Origin of the sequence: Methylophilus sp. Q8, assembly GCF_000800115.1 — a bacterium.
Taxonomy (GTDB): domain Bacteria; phylum Pseudomonadota; class Gammaproteobacteria; order Burkholderiales; family Methylophilaceae; genus Methylophilus.
This window is the reverse complement of record NZ_JUHE01000001.1, coordinates 848491-864316: the sequence shown is the minus strand read 5'-3', so window position 1 is coordinate 864316 and position 15826 is coordinate 848491. Positions and strand designations below refer to the sequence as shown.

General features: G+C 51.6%; 14 protein-coding genes. 9 read left to right on the top strand and 5 right to left on the bottom strand.

The genetic code is table 11. The features are described 5' to 3' along the window. Nucleotides 1–3 precede the first annotated feature (3 nt). A complete protein-coding gene (locus tag GQ52_RS04275) occupies nt 4–3096 on the top strand; it encodes an efflux RND transporter permease subunit (protein WP_047515454.1) in 3093 nt (1030 codons plus the stop codon). A gap of 345 nt (nt 3097–3441) precedes the next feature. On the opposite strand, the gene ispH is transcribed toward GQ52_RS04275, so the two are convergent. Next, nucleotides 3442–4419: a 4-hydroxy-3-methylbut-2-enyl diphosphate reductase gene (ispH, locus tag GQ52_RS04270; protein WP_019880902.1), complete on the bottom strand. Its 978-nt coding sequence runs from the start codon at nt 4417–4419 to the stop codon at nt 3442–3444. 101 nt (nt 4420–4520) lie between these two features. Here ispH and purU point away from each other — a divergent pair, with 101 nt between their 5' ends. Then, on the top strand, nt 4521–5375 hold the full coding sequence (gene purU, locus GQ52_RS04265) for a formyltetrahydrofolate deformylase (protein ID WP_047515452.1): 855 nt from the start codon (nt 4521–4523) through the stop codon (nt 5373–5375). Between the two features lie 65 nt (nt 5376–5440). Here the strand turns inward: purU and lysA are convergent, their stop codons facing one another. Continuing rightward, nucleotides 5441–6700 carry a diaminopimelate decarboxylase gene (lysA, locus tag GQ52_RS04260; protein WP_200884042.1) on the bottom strand — a complete coding sequence of 420 codons (1260 nt, stop codon included), beginning with the start codon at nt 6698–6700 and terminating at the stop codon, nt 5441–5443. Continuing rightward, nucleotides 6697–6834 carry a lipoprotein gene (locus GQ52_RS14090; protein WP_152604412.1) on the bottom strand — a complete coding sequence of 46 codons (138 nt, stop codon included), beginning with the start codon at nt 6832–6834 and terminating at the stop codon, nt 6697–6699. The genes lysA and GQ52_RS14090 overlap by 4 nt, the downstream gene beginning before the upstream one ends. A gap of 173 nt (nt 6835–7007) precedes the next feature. Between GQ52_RS14090 and GQ52_RS04255 the strand changes: the two genes are divergently transcribed. From GQ52_RS04255 to GQ52_RS04230, 6 genes are read left to right on the top strand one after another with little or no spacing between them, the layout of a single operon-like run. After that, the gene (locus GQ52_RS04255; RefSeq protein WP_047515450.1) at nt 7008–7418 is read left to right on the top strand and encodes a type IV pilin protein; all 411 of its coding nucleotides are present in this window, start codon (nt 7008–7010) and stop codon (nt 7416–7418) included. 3 nt (nt 7419–7421) lie between these two features. After that, nucleotides 7422–7934, top strand: coding sequence for a GspH/FimT family pseudopilin (locus GQ52_RS04250; RefSeq protein WP_047515448.1), 513 nt, complete (start codon nt 7422–7424; stop codon nt 7932–7934). Then, entirely contained in the window at nt 7928–8332 is a 405-nt protein-coding gene (locus GQ52_RS04245) for a hypothetical protein (RefSeq protein WP_047515445.1), read from the top strand. Before GQ52_RS04250 ends, GQ52_RS04245 begins: the two co-directional genes overlap by 7 nt. Beyond that, the gene (locus tag GQ52_RS04240) at nt 8332–9486 is read left to right on the top strand and encodes a PilW family protein (protein ID WP_019880912.1); all 1155 of its coding nucleotides are present in this window, start codon (nt 8332–8334) and stop codon (nt 9484–9486) included. The genes GQ52_RS04245 and GQ52_RS04240 overlap by 1 nt, the downstream gene beginning before the upstream one ends. After that, complete coding sequence (locus GQ52_RS04235) at nt 9476–10171, top strand: pilus assembly PilX N-terminal domain-containing protein (RefSeq protein ID WP_047515444.1); 696 nt, start codon at nt 9476–9478, stop codon at nt 10169–10171. Before GQ52_RS04240 ends, GQ52_RS04235 begins: the two co-directional genes overlap by 11 nt. 12 nt (nt 10172–10183) lie before the next feature. Then, the gene (locus tag GQ52_RS04230; protein WP_047515442.1) at nt 10184–14209 is read left to right on the top strand and encodes a pilus assembly protein; all 4026 of its coding nucleotides are present in this window, start codon (nt 10184–10186) and stop codon (nt 14207–14209) included. Between the two features lie 308 nt (nt 14210–14517). Here GQ52_RS04230 and GQ52_RS14165 read toward each other — a convergent pair whose 3' ends face one another. Beyond that, nucleotides 14518–14673, bottom strand: coding sequence for a hypothetical protein (locus GQ52_RS14165; RefSeq protein WP_019880917.1), 156 nt, complete (start codon nt 14671–14673; stop codon nt 14518–14520). 258 nt (nt 14674–14931) lie between these two features. On the opposite strand from GQ52_RS14165, the gene GQ52_RS04225 reads away from it, so the two are divergent. After that, nucleotides 14932–15318 (top strand): hypothetical protein, encoded by a 387-nt coding sequence (locus GQ52_RS04225; protein ID WP_235272961.1) that lies wholly within the window; start codon nt 14932–14934, stop codon nt 15316–15318. 4 nt (nt 15319–15322) lie between these two features. Here GQ52_RS04225 and GQ52_RS04220 read toward each other — a convergent pair whose 3' ends face one another. Continuing rightward, nucleotides 15323–15826, bottom strand: a complete 504-nt coding sequence (locus tag GQ52_RS04220; protein ID WP_047515439.1) for a DUF1993 family protein — start codon at nt 15824–15826, stop codon at nt 15323–15325.

Here is a 15826-nt window from a genome sequence, read left to right as displayed (position 1 = left end):
AGCATGTTAAAAGGCTTGATCACTTTCTCGCTGCAACAACGCGTCTTCCTACTCATAGGCGCGGTGGTGCTGACTATTTTTGGCTGGGTTGCCGTCCAGAATCTGCCGATTGAAGCGTTCCCGGATGTGGAGGATGTGCATGTCATCATTGTCACGCAATCGCCCGGTATGGCACCCGAAGAGGTGGAGCGGGTGGTTTCCTTACCCATAGAACATGGCATGAGCGGGGTGCCTGGCCTGGCACAAATCCGCTCGGTGTCTATCACTGGTCTGTCTGTTGTCACCTTGACGTTTGCCGAACGCACAGAGGATTATTTTGCCCGGCAACAAGTGCTGGAGCGTTTGCAGGGCGTGAGTCTGCCGACAGGCTTACAGCCCACCCTGGCGCCGTTGACGACGGCGGTGGGTGAAGTCTACCGCTACCTGGTGGAAGCACCCAAAGACATGCCGCAACGTGAAGTGCGCGCGATCCAGGATTGGAAAATTATTCCGCAACTGCGCATGGTGCCTGGCGTGGCAGATATTACCAGCTTTGGCGGTACGGTCAAAGAGTATCAAATCAAGCTGGACCCTTATCGTCTGAAAAAGTTTGCCGTCAGCATTGACCAGGTTAATCAGGCCGTAGGCAACAACAGTAGCAACGTTGGTGGTGGCTTGATGCATCGTGGTGATGAATCGCTGGTGGTGCGTGGCATCGGCCTGTTTCACAGCCTGGATGATATTGCGCAATCGGTGGTAGACACACGTGACGGTAAACCCATTCTGGTGAGTGATCTCGGCCAGGTGGTGATTGGTGACCGGCCGCGTTCTGGCATTGTGTCGTTTAACCAGCAGGATGACATCATTGAAGGCATCGTGCTGATGACCAAAGGCCAAAATGCGGCCAAAGTGATTGAGGCTTTGCGTGCCAAGGTGGAGGTGGTCAATGAGTCACTGCCGGCCGGGGTGAAAGTGGTGCCATTCTATGACCGCACTGGTCTGGTGCAGCATACGGTACATACGGTGTCAGAAAACCTGATTGTCGGCGCCTTGCTGGTGGTGACGATTCTGGTGGTGTTTCTACGTAACTGGCGTGCAGCACTGATTGTGGCCTCGGTGATTCCGTTGTCATTGCTGTTTGCCTTTATTGTGATGGATTTGCGCGGTGTATCTGCTAACCTGATTTCACTGGGGGCGGTGGATTTCGGCATTATTATCGACAGTGCGGTCGTGCTGGTCGAAGCATTGATGGTGCGTCTGGCAGTGGCAGAGGTTGATAAAAATCCGACGCATACCGGCCTGGCCTGGCGCATGCAAACACTGAAAAGTACTGCCATTGATATGGGGCATCCTATCCTGTTCTCCAAGGCCATCATCATTACCGCGTTTCTGCCTATTTTTACCTTCCAGCGGGTAGAGGGCAAAATCTTTTCGCCCATGGCGTTTACGCTTAGCTTTGCCTTACTGGGTGCCATTATCCTGACCTTAACCCTGGTGCCAGCCTTACTGTCATACACCATGAGTCGCGAAGACATGGCGGAAAAACACAGCGGCTGGATGCACAGGTTGCAGGAGACTTATCGCAATATCCTGCTCAAAAGTAGCCAATCCCGGGCGCTGGTCGTGATTGCTTCAGTCGCGATATTGGTGGTATCGGTGGTATCTGCGCCTATGCTGGGCTCGGAGTTCTTACCCAAGCTGGATGAAGGCAATATCTGGCTCACGGTTGACCTGCCCCCTTCGGCCAGCCTGGAAAAAACCAAGGACGTCGAGCGTGAAATCAGGCACATTCTCAATAGTTACCAGGAAGTGCGGTTAGTGGTTGCGCATGTCGGACGCCCGGATGATGGCACAGACCCTAAGGGACCATACCATATGGAAATCCTCGCCGACCTTAAACCACATAGCGAATGGAAGTTTGCCGATAAAGAAGCGCTGATTAAAGACATGTCGCGCCGCATTCATGAGATTCCTGGTGTGCCTACCAACTTTTCCCAAGTGATTCAGGACAGTGTGGAAGAAGCATTGTCCGGGGTAAAAGGCGAGATCGCCGTGAAGATTTTTGGGCCGGATTTGGCGATTCTTGAACAAAAGGCTGGAGAAGTGGTTGATGCCATGAATACGGTACGCGGCGCAACCGATGTCGCAGCGGTGCGTATTTCCGGCAACTCTGAGCTCGACATTACCCTGAATCGCAATCAGTTGTCGCGCTATGGCTTGATGGTTGGCGATGTGAACAATACGGTGCAAACGGCATTGGCAGGCAATCCGGCCAATACTTTTTATGATGGTGACCGCCATTTTGACGTCACATTGCGCTTAGACCGGCCATTCCGGGATTCTGTCGATGACATTGATGAATTGCCGATTGCCTTGCCTAATGGTGGCGGCAGTATTCCTTTGAGCGAGGTGGCCGAGGTGACGATCAAGCAAGGGGCGTCGCGGGTGAGTCGTGAAGCGGGTGCGCGCATTGTGTCGATCAAGGCCAATATTACAGATAGAGACCAGGGCAGCTTCGTGAAAGAGGCGATGCAGACAGTTAAGGCGCAAGTAAAGTTGCCGCCGGGTTACACCATGACCTGGGGCGGCCAGTTTGAGAACCAGCAGCGCGCGATGAAGCGGCTGATGGTGATTGTGCCGTTGTCGGTATTGCTGATTTTTGTATTGCTGTTCTGGGCGTTTAAGTCGGTGAAAAATGCCTTGCTGGTATTGCTGATGATTCCGTTTACGCTGGTAGGTGGTCTGGCAGGGTTGGCCATTTCAGGTTTGCACCTGTCTGTGTCTGCGGCGGTTGGTTTTATTGCACTGGCAGGCATCTCGGTGCAAAACGGTGTGATTATGGTCGAGCAGATCAAAAACCTGATGCGTGAAGGACGCAGCGTGACTGAGTCTGTGATCGACGGTGCGGTGGCAAGATTACGCCCCATTTTAATGACGGCGCTGATGGCCGGGCTTGGCCTGATGCCTGCGGCACTTTCGCATGGCATTGGTTCCGAAACGCAGCGGCCTTTTGCGGTGGTAATTGTGGGTGGGTTGATTACCGCTACTTTGTTCACCTTGTTATTGCTGCCCTTGTTGTTCCCGTTGTTCTCAGATGTACGCCGTCGTAAATCGTAATGGATGATCTGGTTTTAGAAAACCAATATGGTGGTTTATTTCAGCCGACTGCGATTGCAGTTCAATCTATGAAAAAATTAATTGATTAATAATCAATGGTTTGTGGTTTTCGGGGAGTTGGCACGTTATATGCAGTTAGAGAGATAGTCACTCAGCTTGCAGGTTGGGCGACCTTGCAACCTCCAAAGTGCAATCTCCAAATTGATAGGTATTGAAGCAAACTGCATATAACCACAACAATGAGCAATCGTTCCCCGATTATCCTTTCCCGAGGATATTGCTTGCCCCAAGCTTTCGAGCTTGGGTTTTTTTTGCCCAGAATGGTGTTTGATGAAATCCGCTTGATTAAGCCTGATTGCGCTTTTCGGCGTTGACGAGGTTTTTTGGTAACTGGAAAACGACGTTTTCAACCACGCCTTGTAGTTCTTCAACGTGGGCCGCGCCCATGTTTTGCAACGCAGCAATGACTTCCTTCACCAGCACTTCTGGCGCAGAAGCGCCCGCCGAGATGCCGATCTTACGTTTGCCTTGTAACCATGCGGCTTGCAAATGGCTGGCGTTGTCGACCATATAGGCTTCTACGCCCTGGTTTTTCGCGACTTCGCGCAAACGGTTAGAGTTCGAGCTATTGGGCGAGCCGACAATAATCACCAGGTCACAGTCTTTGGCCATGACTTTGACTGCGTCTTGCCGGTTTTGCGTGGCATAGCAAATGTCATCGCTCTTGGGTGCTTTAATCGTTGGGAAGCGCACTTTCAAGGCATTGATCACCTGCGTAGCATCATCGACGGACAATGTGGTTTGCGTCACATAGGCCAGTTTGTCCGGGTCTGTCACTTGCAGTGCGGCCACATCCTCAGGTGTTTCCACCAGGTGCATGCCTGCTTCAGACTGACCCATGGTACCTTCTACTTCTGGATGGCCCTTGTGGCCAATCATGATGATTTCCATGCCATCTTTGCGCATCTTTGCCACTTCAATATGCACCTTGGTCACCAGAGGACAGGTGGCGTCAAATGCCGTCAGGCCGCGTGACTCTGCCTCTGCGCGCACGGCCTTAGACACGCCATGGGCGCTGAAAATGACGATGCTGCCTGCCGGAATTTTTTCCAGCTCATCGACAAAAATTGCGCCTTTGTCACGCAACTGGCCAACGACAAATTTGTTGTGCACCACTTCATTGCGTACATAGATCGGTGCGCCGAACTTTTCCAGCGCCTGCTCGACAATGATGATGGCACGGTCTACACCGGCGCAAAAGCCGCGCGGGTTAGCCAGTACAATATTGGGTGTCACTTCTGTTTGCATAATGAATTCCGTCATAGGATGCTGCATTCTGCGCCTGCCAATACCAAGGTCAACCACAAGGTCTGGCAGGCATCAGGTATAATCTGCATTTTTGTTGCTCGTTGAAGCCCAATGTTATGAAAAACACTGCTACCTTGCTGATTACCTGCCCGGATACCAAAGGGATTGTGGCGGCGATTGCGCAATTTTTGTATGAGCACAATGCCAATATTTTACACGCAGACCAGCATCAGGATGCGGAAAATAATCTGTTTTTGATGCGCGTGGAGTGGGATCTGACCAATTTCAATGTCGCCGTGGCTGACTTTGAGCAGGCGTTTGGCCCGATTGCCCAGCGTTTTGACATGACCTGGCAGCTCAAACTGTCCGAGCAAAAAACACGTACGGCGATCATGGTGTCGCAATATGACCACTGCCTGGTTGATTTGCTGCACCGCCATCATAGTGGCGAGCTGGCTTGCGATATTCCCTTGATTATCAGCAACCATAGAGACACCGAGAAACTGGCACAGTTTTACGGTATTGATTTCCACTATCTGCCGATGAGTAAGGAAACCAAAGCCGAGGTTGAGGCTCAGCAATTTGCGCTTTTTGATCAATATGGGATTGATTTGATCGTGCTGGCACGCTATATGCAGATTTTGTCACCAGATTTTGTCGCGCGTTATCCGCAAAAAATCATCAATATTCACCACTCATTCCTGCCAGCTTTTATCGGCGCGCGCCCTTACCACCGTGCCTTTGAGCGCGGTGTTAAATTGATTGGTGCCACCAGCCATTATGTCACTGAAGTGCTGGATGAAGGCCCGATTATCGAGCAGGATCTGGCGCGGATTTCTCACCGTGACCAGGTTGAAGACTTAATCCAGAAAGGCCGCGACCTGGAACGTGTGGTGCTCTCCAAAGCTGTGCGCTGGCATATTGAGCATCGTATTTTGCTCTATGCGAACAAGACCGTGATTTTTGATTAAGGTGTGTGTTATGAAATAAAAAACCGAAGCCTGGAGCTTCGGTTTTTTATTGGGTGCCGTGAGTCTTATGGCAGTGTACGTTCCAGTTTAAACAGGTCAGCAATCTGTTCGCGCTCGCGGATCACATGCACCTGGTCACCATCCACCAAGACTTCTGCCGCACGGGCACGCGTGTTGTAGTTGCTGGACATGCTCATGCCATAAGCGCCTGCAGAATGAATCGCCAGGTAATCGCCTTCGGCAATGGCCAGGTTACGGTCATGACCTAGAAAGTCGCCACTCTCACAAACCGGGCCGACGATTTCATACACCTGCGCTTCAACAGTTGATGGCGCGATGGTGGTGATATTGTGGAATGCGTCATACAGCGCCGGGCGCATCAGGTCGTTCATGGCGGCATCAACGATGGCGAAGTTTTTGGATTCGCCCGGTTTCAGGTATTCCACCTTGGTCAGCAAGACGCCTGCATTACCGACTAGTGCGCGGCCTGGCTCGAACAACACTTTTACGTTTCTGCCAGCCAGTTTTTGCAGGATAGCAGCCGTGTAAGCAGCAAAGTCTGGCGGGGTTTCATCGCTGTAGGTAATGCCTACGCCGCCGCCGACGTCTATATGCTGGATATGAATGCCTTTGGCAGCCAATGCGTCTACCAGGCCAAGTACTTTATCCAATGCATCCAGAAAAGGCGACAGCTCGGTGATTTGCGAGCCGATATGGCAATCCACACCATGTACTTCAATGTTAGGCAGTTGCGCCGCTTTTTCATACAGGTTCAGTGCATCTTCAAACGCCACGCCAAACTTGTTGTTTTTGAGGCCGGTAGAAATATAGGGGTGCGTTTTGGCATCCACGTTGGGATTCACGCGTAGAGAAACCGGGGCTTGTTTACCCAGGCTGGCAGCTACTTGCTGGATGCGGTCCAGTTCATTGACTGACTCTACGTTAAAGCACAGTATGCCCGCTTCGAGCGCGGCTTTAATTTCAGCATGTGATTTCCCCACCCCTGAGAACACGACTTTTTTCGGGTCGCCACCTGCAGCAAGTACGCGCGCCAATTCGCCGCCAGACACAATATCAAACCCGGCGCCTAATCTGGCGAACAGATTCAGAATGGCCAGGCTGGGATTGGCTTTCACTGCGAAGCAAATCAAATGGTCATGGCCGACCAGGCCAGCCTGAAAGCGTTCAAAGGCTTGCGTTAATGCTGCACGCGAATAGACGTAAGTAGGCGTTTGATGTGCCAGGGCGATCTCACGCAGAGCCACATGTTCAGCATGTAGCAAGCCCTGCTGAGTAGAAAAAGGTTGGGTTGAAAGCGCGGTCACGATGAAGACTTATCTTGTTGAGGGGTTTGAGGATATTGGCGTTCAGGAATATACAAATCCCCTTTGAGACCACAGGCGCTCAGTTGAGCCAACAATAAGGCAACAGCCAGTAATCTCGTCCAGAAGGAAAGCATGATCCACCGTCCAATGTAAATAGTGCGTCATTTTACCATTAAACCGTCAGTGGCTCATGGTGCCTGCGCCGCCACTTGACCGTTTGTCGGGCAATCTCAACCACTGGTCGGCTGCTGCTGGACATGACAGCCTGCTGTTTGCATGATAAGGCTATCTTAAAAGGGGTTTGATCATGAAGCGCCCAAATCAATATGGTTTTAGCCTGATAGAAATGATGATAGTGGTTGCGATCATAGGCTTGCTGGCCAGTATTGCCGTGCCTGGGTATCAGGATTACGTGAAAAGCGGCAATGCAGCTGAAGCGCCAGCTAACCTGGCCAATTGCCGGGTGCAGGCTGAGCAGTTCTTTCAGGATAACTTTACTTATGCGGGGTTCGTTTGTGTGCCTAGCGATGCCAAGTCTTTCGATTACAGCATTGATAACCAGTCGGCGACTACCTACACTTTGCGAGCCACTGGCCGAGCTTCCAATAACATGGGTGCCTTCGAGTTCACGGTCAATCAGGATAATGCCAAAACCTCCAAGTTTGATGGCACAGTGGGCAGTTCTTGCTGGCTGACTTCATCTTCAGGGTCTTGCTAACAGATGCGTCAGCAAGGATTTACATTGGTGGAGCTGGTGGTGGCCATGGCGGTGTTGATCTCGTTGGCTACCATTGCGATTCCGGCCTTCCAGACGTCGATTGGCAACGCCCAGATTCGTACGGTGGCGGAGTCTATCCATAGCGGTTTACAGCAAGCGAGGATGGAGGCGATCAAGCGTAATGCCAGGGTCAAATTTATCCTGCAAACCAATAGTGCCTGGCAGATTGGTTGTGTCACTGTGGTCACGGGCTGTCCGGCGCTGATTACGCAAAGAAGTGCCACGGAAGGGTCTTCTAAAAATACAGCGGTGTCGGCAGATAATGATACTGCGGTATTTAGCAGTTTTGGTACGCGTGACCCGGCGACGGCCGTGGGGCTGACGGTGGTCAATGTCACCAATACGCAAGTCAAGAATGAAGAGCGCAGGGCTTTGCGCGTGCTACTGGCAGCCGGGGGCAATGCCAGGGTATGTGATCCGGCCGTGTCGGGTGCAGGGGATCCTAGAGCATGTTAATTCTTTCACGACAAAAGCGTTCTTTTGCCATGCGTTTGCAGCAGGGCTCGGTGCTGATTGAGTCTATGGTAGGGCTGGTGATTTTTAGTATGGGCGTGCTGGCACTGGTGGGTTTGCAAAGCGCCATGATTAAGAACAGCAGTGATAATCGCTACCGCGCGGAGGCACAACTGATCGCACAAACACACATCGCCAACATGATGGCTTTTGGTGGAGATGCGGCAAACTATATTACCCAGGTGGATAAGACCAAAATCAAATCCCAGTTGCCGAATGGTACGCTGACTTTCTCGGCACTGACCAACACCATGGTAACGGTGACAGTTGGCTGGCAAGTGCCTGGCGGTAACCGTCATCAGGTCAATGCGTCCAGTTATTTGTTTGATGTGATGCCGTGATGAATACATCTATGCGCATGTTTTCACGTTTACGCAGCCAGCGTTTCCAGACGGGCTTGAGCCTGGTGGAGTTGCTGGTGGGTATTTTGATTGGTCTGGTGGCGACTCTTGCCATCAGTAACCTGTTTAGTGGCTTCGAAGCTCGCAAACGCATGATTGCAGGGGGGGCTGATGCGCAATCAAGCGGCGTGCTGGCCATGTATTACATGCAGCGCGACGCGCAGAATGCGGGTTATGGCCTGCCTTTGTATAACAGTAGTGACCCATCTCCTTTGTTGTGCCCGATCAACACCTCGATTAACCAGGGCGGAGTGATTATTAACTTGTCGCCAGTGGTGATTGTAGACGGCGGCACAGGCAGCGACATTGTGCGCATCCGCTATGGCAACCCGGCCAGTGGTGGTGCATCCTTGCGCGCCACGGGGACCATGACAGCGCCTACTTTGGATGGACGCCTGATTGGTTGCCAGGAGAATGATGTGGTGCTGTTTCATCAAACACCGACCAATCCGAATTGCAGTCTTGGACGGTTGGAATCATTACGTGCTGACCGCACGATCAATACTTTGTCTGAGATTAATACTCCGCCCACGGCCAGCCCGGTGAGCATTTTAAACGGTGCAGACTGGGTACGCTTTTCCTGTCTGGGCGCATGGAATCAGTATGAGTATACGGTGAATGCAGCGCTAGAGCTCACGCGTACGGGTGGGACGCCTGGCACTAACCCGTTTCCGAATAGCGCGGCGGTACCCGTCGCCAGTGATATTGTGGCCTTGCAGGCACAATACGGGATTACCGAGACCATAGACCCCACGGCGACCACCACCACCGCTGCCGCTTATTTGAACCGGGTTGATCGATGGGTTGATGCCACGGGTACTTTTGGGCCGACGATGGCGCTCATGGACCGTAACCGTATCCGTGCGATCCGCATTGCAGTGATCGCCAGGGACGGCAATTTGCAAAGAAGCAATGTGAGCCAGACATGTAACGGTGCCGCAGCAGGCGTGAGCAGAGTGTGCATCTGGCAGGCGGATGCCAATCCTGCCGGTGTTGACTTAAGTGGCGTACCCAACTGGCAGCGCTACCGCTACCGTAGCTTTGAAGCCACTATCCCGCTCAGAAACATTATTTGGAACCGCGATGCGCTATAGCCTTTTATTGTCTCGAGTGGCACGCAGGCCTTTGGTTCGCCAAACCGGTATCGTGCTGTTTTTTGCCTTGCTGGCACTTGCTGTAATGTCGATTGCGGCGGTGGCCCTGATACGCAGTGTGGATACCAATGCCTTGCTTTCAGGCAATATGGTGTTCCGCCAATCGGCCAGTACGGCCTCAAATGTAGCGTTGGAAGGCATTGCACAGAGTATCGCTAAAAACGTATCACTGTCGGTCAGTACGGCGCACCATCCTGGCTTGGGGTATTACGCCAATTGTAGCCAGTTTGATACCCGGCCCGATGCGCTAGTGTGTGATGGCAACCAGTTGACGACGATGGCGTGGAATAACGGCAATAGCAGCCTTGCCCCCAGCCAGACCGATGGTAATGATGAAATCCGCAACGGTGTAGACCGCCAGGGGAATGAAATCCGTTATGTTGTAGAGCGCATGTGTAATTACAGTGATGCTGAAATTGCTGATGGTGCTGCGTTAAGTGATGCCTCCCGTTGCATGATGGCCAGCTCCCCCAGCAATGGCGAAAACTGCTCTCATAATATTACAAATCTTGAGCTGTTCAAGCGCTGTATCGCCAGTTCGGATTCACCGTTATACCGGGTCACCTTGCGTATCGCAGGACCCAAAAACACCGTCACTTTTTTGCAAACGTTTATCTCCAACTAAATGGGTGGAACGATGAAAAGCCAACATTGGATCAAAAAAATTTTCTGGCTGGGCGCATTGCTACCAGGGCTTGTGCAAGCTGAATTTCTGGATCTGGCGACCATGCCGTTGCAAACCTCCGGCAGTTCGGATGTCAAACCAAACCTCATGTTTGTGCTGGATAACTCGGGCAGTATGGGCTGGGATTATGCGCCTGACTGGTCCAACTCTTCTTCACCATGGTTGTTTGATAATGCGGATTACAACACGCAGTACTACAATCCAGAGGTGCAATATAGCCCGCCGTTGACCTACCTGGCCGCCAGTATGGCCAATCAGACCAATTTTGCGGCGGTGCCGAATGAGGTGAATGATCTGGGCGGTGGCAAAAACGGGACCACTGATATCCGCTCGATGGCGACTTACTATGCGTTTATCCCAGGAGAGTTCTGCTCCACGCCTAGCCTGACCAGTTGCGTGATCTCGAAAGAGGCAACGGGAAGCTATATTTATCCGTCCAATATCCGCTGGTGTAACACCAGCACGGCTGCAACCAGACGCAGTTTGACTGGCTCCATGTATTGCCAGAAGATCCGCAATGCCAGCAGTACCGTGAATGACGGCAATACCTATACCAATTTGCGCAGGCCTATCTCCACCTATACCCTGACGCTGAACAAGACCAGTAATAATGCGTCCATACAAAGCATAAAAATCAATAATATTGAGCTTTTATCCACTACCGTCTCAGTCAACAACTCATATAACAGCAGCCAGTTTGCCAGTGAGGTGCGCAATAATATGTGCCGTACCAGTCTGTCGGGCAATTGCAACCTGAGCGGTAATACGGTCAATATCAGCAGCAATGTGCTGACGATTATTACGCCTGCTGGTGAGCCAGTGAACACCGCCGCCCCGATTCAAGTCACCATGACAGGTGGCAATTACACGGCTCAACTGACGACTAATACCACCACTGACATTCCCGGCAGCATGGTCTACGTCAAGATTTCAAGTGATGTCCCTTATACAGCCCCGGGAAAAACGACCAAAGGGCTGGATAGGTTGGATTGTACCGGCACTACTTGTACGCTTACCGAGGAGATGACCAACTTTGCTAACTGGTGGGCGTATTACCGTACACGTATGCAGTCGATGAAAACGGCAGCCAGCCAGGCATTCAAGGCGCTGGATTCCCGTTATCGCGTTGGTTTGGTCACAATTAATAGTCCGAGTTCCAACTATCTGGCACTGGCACCGTTTAATGCTAGCCAGAAGCAATCCTGGTACCAGAAACTGTTTGCGGTGTCTGCCAGTGGCGGCACCCCGTTGCGTACGGCGCTATCCAGCGTAGGGCGGCATTTTGCTGGTAAAAAAACATTGGGCAATGATGACCCGATGCAATATGCCTGTCAGTCTAATTTCACCTTGCTGACCACGGATGGTTACTGGAACGACAGTAGCAATCCAACCCGTATCAATAGTACAGCCATCGGTGACCAGGACGGTAGCAGCCCACGGCCACAGTTCGACAGTAGCGCTAAGTCCAACACGCTGGCGGATACGGCCAAGTATTTTTATGATACGGATATCCGGGATAATACGTTCTCGAATTGTACCGGTGGCTTAGGCTCTTCTGTGTGTGGTACAACCAATGATTATCCAAAACAGAATATGGTGACCATGACCTTGGGCCTGGGCATTGACGGCACATTGGTTTACACCGAGGACTACAAAACGCGGACCTCCGGCGATTACAAGGATATTTCTTCCAATGCAAAAAACTGGCCGGACCCAACCCTCAATGAGGATGGCACCCGTATTGATGACTTATGGCATGCGGCAGTGAACGCAGGCGGCACCTATTACAGTGCCAGCAACCCCAAGTTGTTACGTGAGTCATTAGCGAAGGGCTTGTCCGAGATCAAGTCTATCCAGGGTGCCAGTGCCGCCGCTGCCGCCAGTAGCCTGGCGCCGACCAATGGGGATAACTTCCAGTATGTGGCCAGTTACCAGTCCGTGAAGTGGACAGGCAATCTGGAGGCACGCACGGTCAACACGACCTCTTTGCAAACGTCAGAAAGCGCCGTATGGTGCGTTGAGAATGTGGCCGCAGAAACATGTACCTCACCTGCAACGGCGGCTAGCCAGGACGGTAAGCTGTATTGTAAAACGACTAACGCTGATCAGACTGCGTGCGGAAATGCAGGGGGCGCATTAGGTTCTGCCATTGGCATGAGTGAGCCTGCCTCGTGTTATGTGGCGATTGCAAGCAGTTGTACTGGCAAGTTACAGAATCAGCTGGGTGCAAACCGTCAAATATTCTTTAATGCCAATAATGCAATGGTATTGTTTACGGCAGATAACTTACCTGTGCAGCATCGCACTACGCTGGAAAATGGGTATAAAGCGTTGAGCCAGATGCAGGGCTTGCCTGCCAGTGACCTGCGGATGACTGAACCTAATAAAGCCGGCAAGTTGGTGGATTATCTCCGAGGGAATAAGACTTACGAAGATACCTCATCTAATCCGGTTGCAGATAATCGCTGGTTCCGTGAGCGGTTAGCAACGCTGGGGGATATCTCACAGTCACGCCCCGCTTATTTCAAAGCCTCTAATGTGGATTATCTGGATGCCGGTTATAAAGCCTATAAGGCATCAAGAAAAGCCTTGCAAAGTGGAACGGTCTATGTGGGCGCCAATGATGGTATGTTACATGCCTTCAACGCCGATAACGGTAATGAGCTGTGGGCATTTATCCCCACCCCGGTGATTGCCAACCTGGCCAATCTGGCCGATAAAGAGTATGGCTCCAATTACCATACCAATTACGTGAATGGCAGCCCGGTGGTCACCGATGTTTGTATCTCCGGCTGCAGTGGCGATAGCGCTATTTGGCGCACTATCCTGGTTTCTGGGTTAAATGGCGGCGGGCGTGGCTATTTTGCCATTGATGTGACGAACCCCGGTAGCCCCGTGTTGCTGTGGGAGTTTTATGCACAGACCACCGGCGCGAATAATAATCTGGGGTATACCTTTGGTAACCCGCTGGTGACTAAAATGCAGGATGGTCGCTGGGTAGTGCTGGTGACTTCGGGCTATAACAATGGGACCAATGCGCGTAAATTGAATGATGGTACATTGGTCGCTAACACGCCAACCGGGAATGGCGGCGGTTACCTGTATGTGCTCGATGCCAATACCGGCAGCGTGTTGAAAACTCTCTCTACCGGTGAAGGCAGTGCTGGCGAGCCTAGTGGCCTATCAAGAATCTCGGCCTATGCTGACCAGATGTTTGAAAATAACATGGCCTTGAATGTGTATGGTGGCGATTTAAATGGCAACATCTGGCGCTTTAACATCAACACCAATGCAGTGACTAAAATTGCGACCTTACGTGATGGCGGCGGTAATGTGCAAAAAATCACTACCCAACCAGAATTGGGTAAGGTCGACAATAACAAGGTGGTCATGGTGGGGACAGGGAAGTTTCTCGAACCGGCTGATTTGACAAACACCCCACAAAACTCTGCATACACGTTTAAAGATAACGGGCAAACCACGGCGATCGGGCGTGCGCAACTGACGACGCAATCACTGAGTGGTGATCGTGTCGTGACCTCGAGTGGGACGGTCAATTTTGATACCGGCTATGGCTGGGTGCTGGATTTCCCGGCGGGCGAGCGCGTCAACCTGGACCCGCTGTTATTAAATGGTGCTTTGCTGATGCCCACCATGGTGCCTAGCAGTGAGGCCTGCAACGGGGCAGGCTATGGCTGGTTTAACTTCTTTAACTACAAAAAAGGCGGCTCTTTGCTAACCAGTGGCATCGTTTCCGAGCGCATGACTACCCCGGCGGTGGGCTTCAATATCGTTTATGACGGTAATGGCGTGCCACATGTGGTGGTGACGGGCAGCAATGACCCAACACCGCAGCAACTGAGTCTGGACGACCAGGTATTTGGCCTCTCGGCGACGAGCAGGTCGACTGAGATTTTCAAGCAGAAGAACAATGGCAGCTATGGCACCAAGCAAAGCTGGCATGAGTTGATACAGTAAAAGTGTCACCAATAAAAAAGCCCCTAACGGGGCTTTTTTGTTACCTGCGGCTTATTTCACCCGTTGTGCAAACACATACAAAATCAGGCAAATCGCTACAACAACGCCAATCAGGGTATAGATGCCTACCGCGCCTAAAAACATGGTTGCCTCCTGTGATGGTGATGGTCGAAGGTTTATTTTAGGCAAACACAAGGGGAGTGTCTAGGCGTGCCTGAAACGCGTGCCCAGAGGGGGATGTTGCAGAGGTCGTGCGTGAATTTGGTACAGATTGGCCGCGGCTGTATACCGGGCAACAATGCTTGGCGCTAAACCACTTCCAGTGAGAGCTCTGCAGGTTTGTAAATCGCTTGAATATTATTGTCAGCCACAATGTCCTCAGCCAGGTACATAATGTCCTGTGCTGTCATCAGCTCAGGCATACTGGCGGTGTAGGTCAGTGGCTCATCTTGCCATTCGCTCATGATTCTTCCTTTATTTGCTGGTGTGTATAACTGTATTAACGTCATGCTTGGTCCATTCTTAAGTCGGGCATTCTGGTTTATGGCGGTTTTCCATATCACCATCGATTAAAACTATGTTAACCAGGCTGTGTGAAGATTTCATGAAGTGAATGCATTGTTTAGATGACAGTGACCTTGCTATTCATCTGTCCTGAAATGGCGCACAATAAAAGCACTTAGAGCGAGGGTTGGCTGATGAAGATTGCAAGGATATTCGCTGTGTTTGGGCTGTTGCTGCTATGCTATGCAGGTTTCTGGTATTGGCAGTCACTGACGGAGGCTGAGCCCATCAGCCCGCAGAGCGATGTTGCGCAGGCGATTAATCAGTGTGACCTGATTGCCAGCAAGGCAGCAGCTGGGTTGCCTGAAGTCTTGCCGTTTCAGAAGCTGGAGAAAGCGGCCAGGCAGTCGCGCGTACTGGATCGCTGCATGCAAGATCGCGGCTATGAGCAGAATCCGGCCTGGGTAACGCAAGCCAATCAGCAAGCTTCACGTATCGCACATGAGCAGGGTATTTCTGAGGCTGAGGCTTATGAAACGCTGCGTCGGCAGGCCATGTTAAACGCGCAGCCAGGCGCGACTGGCTACTGGCGCAAACCTGCCTGAGTGATTAGCGTTTTTGGCCGAGATAATCGGTTTTGCCAAGCGGTACACAGAGGTGGCGCAAAATGTTATAAGCCGTGGTGGTGTGAAAATAGACGTTGGGCATGACCCATTTTTGCAGGTAGTCCAACCCGGTAAATGTCAGGTCCACTTTGCGGATCGTCAGCACGATTTCTTTGCTGTCAGCCCCCTCCAGCAGTTCTGGTTGGATTTGTGCCAGAAAATCTATGGTTTTATCGATTCTGGCGTACAGCATGTCAAAGCTGGTTTCATCATCGGCATATTGCGGAATTTCCAATCCGGCCAGTCTAGCGCCTGCACCTTTACTCATGTCGCTCACCAATTGCACTTGTCTGGTGAGCGGATACATATCGACAGATAAACGGCTGTTCAGCAGCACTTCAGGCGCTACTTTCTTCTGCTCAGCATATAATTCACCTTGTTGCAGGATGTGTTTCAGGTTTTGCAAGGTGCGTAACAATGGCGCGATACTGACATCATATAAATGCAT

Coding starts and splice junctions, on each gene's coding strand:
- GQ52_RS04255 (WP_047515450.1), top strand. CDS start 7,008: ATGAAGCGCCCAAATCAATATGGTTTTAGCCTGATAGAAATGATGATA.
- GQ52_RS14090 (WP_152604412.1), bottom strand. CDS start 6,834: ATGCTTTCCTTCTGGACGAGATTACTGGCTGTTGCCTTATTGTTGGCT.
- GQ52_RS14165 (WP_019880917.1), bottom strand. CDS start 14,673: ATGAGCGAATGGCAAGATGAGCCACTGACCTACACCGCCAGTATGCCT.
- GQ52_RS04240 (WP_019880912.1), top strand. CDS start 8,332: ATGAATACATCTATGCGCATGTTTTCACGTTTACGCAGCCAGCGTTTC.
- GQ52_RS04230 (WP_047515442.1), top strand. CDS start 10,184: ATGAAAAGCCAACATTGGATCAAAAAAATTTTCTGGCTGGGCGCATTG.
- ispH (WP_019880902.1), bottom strand. CDS start 4,419: ATGACGGAATTCATTATGCAAACAGAAGTGACACCCAATATTGTACTG.
- GQ52_RS04220 (WP_047515439.1), bottom strand. CDS start 15,826: ATGCATTTATATGATGTCAGTATCGCGCCATTGTTACGCACCTTGCAA.
- purU (WP_047515452.1), top strand. CDS start 4,521: ATGAAAAACACTGCTACCTTGCTGATTACCTGCCCGGATACCAAAGGG.
- GQ52_RS04250 (WP_047515448.1), top strand. CDS start 7,422: ATGCGTCAGCAAGGATTTACATTGGTGGAGCTGGTGGTGGCCATGGCG.
- GQ52_RS04235 (WP_047515444.1), top strand. CDS start 9,476: ATGCGCTATAGCCTTTTATTGTCTCGAGTGGCACGCAGGCCTTTGGTT.
- GQ52_RS04275 (WP_047515454.1), top strand. CDS start 4: ATGTTAAAAGGCTTGATCACTTTCTCGCTGCAACAACGCGTCTTCCTA.
- GQ52_RS04245 (WP_047515445.1), top strand. CDS start 7,928: ATGTTAATTCTTTCACGACAAAAGCGTTCTTTTGCCATGCGTTTGCAG.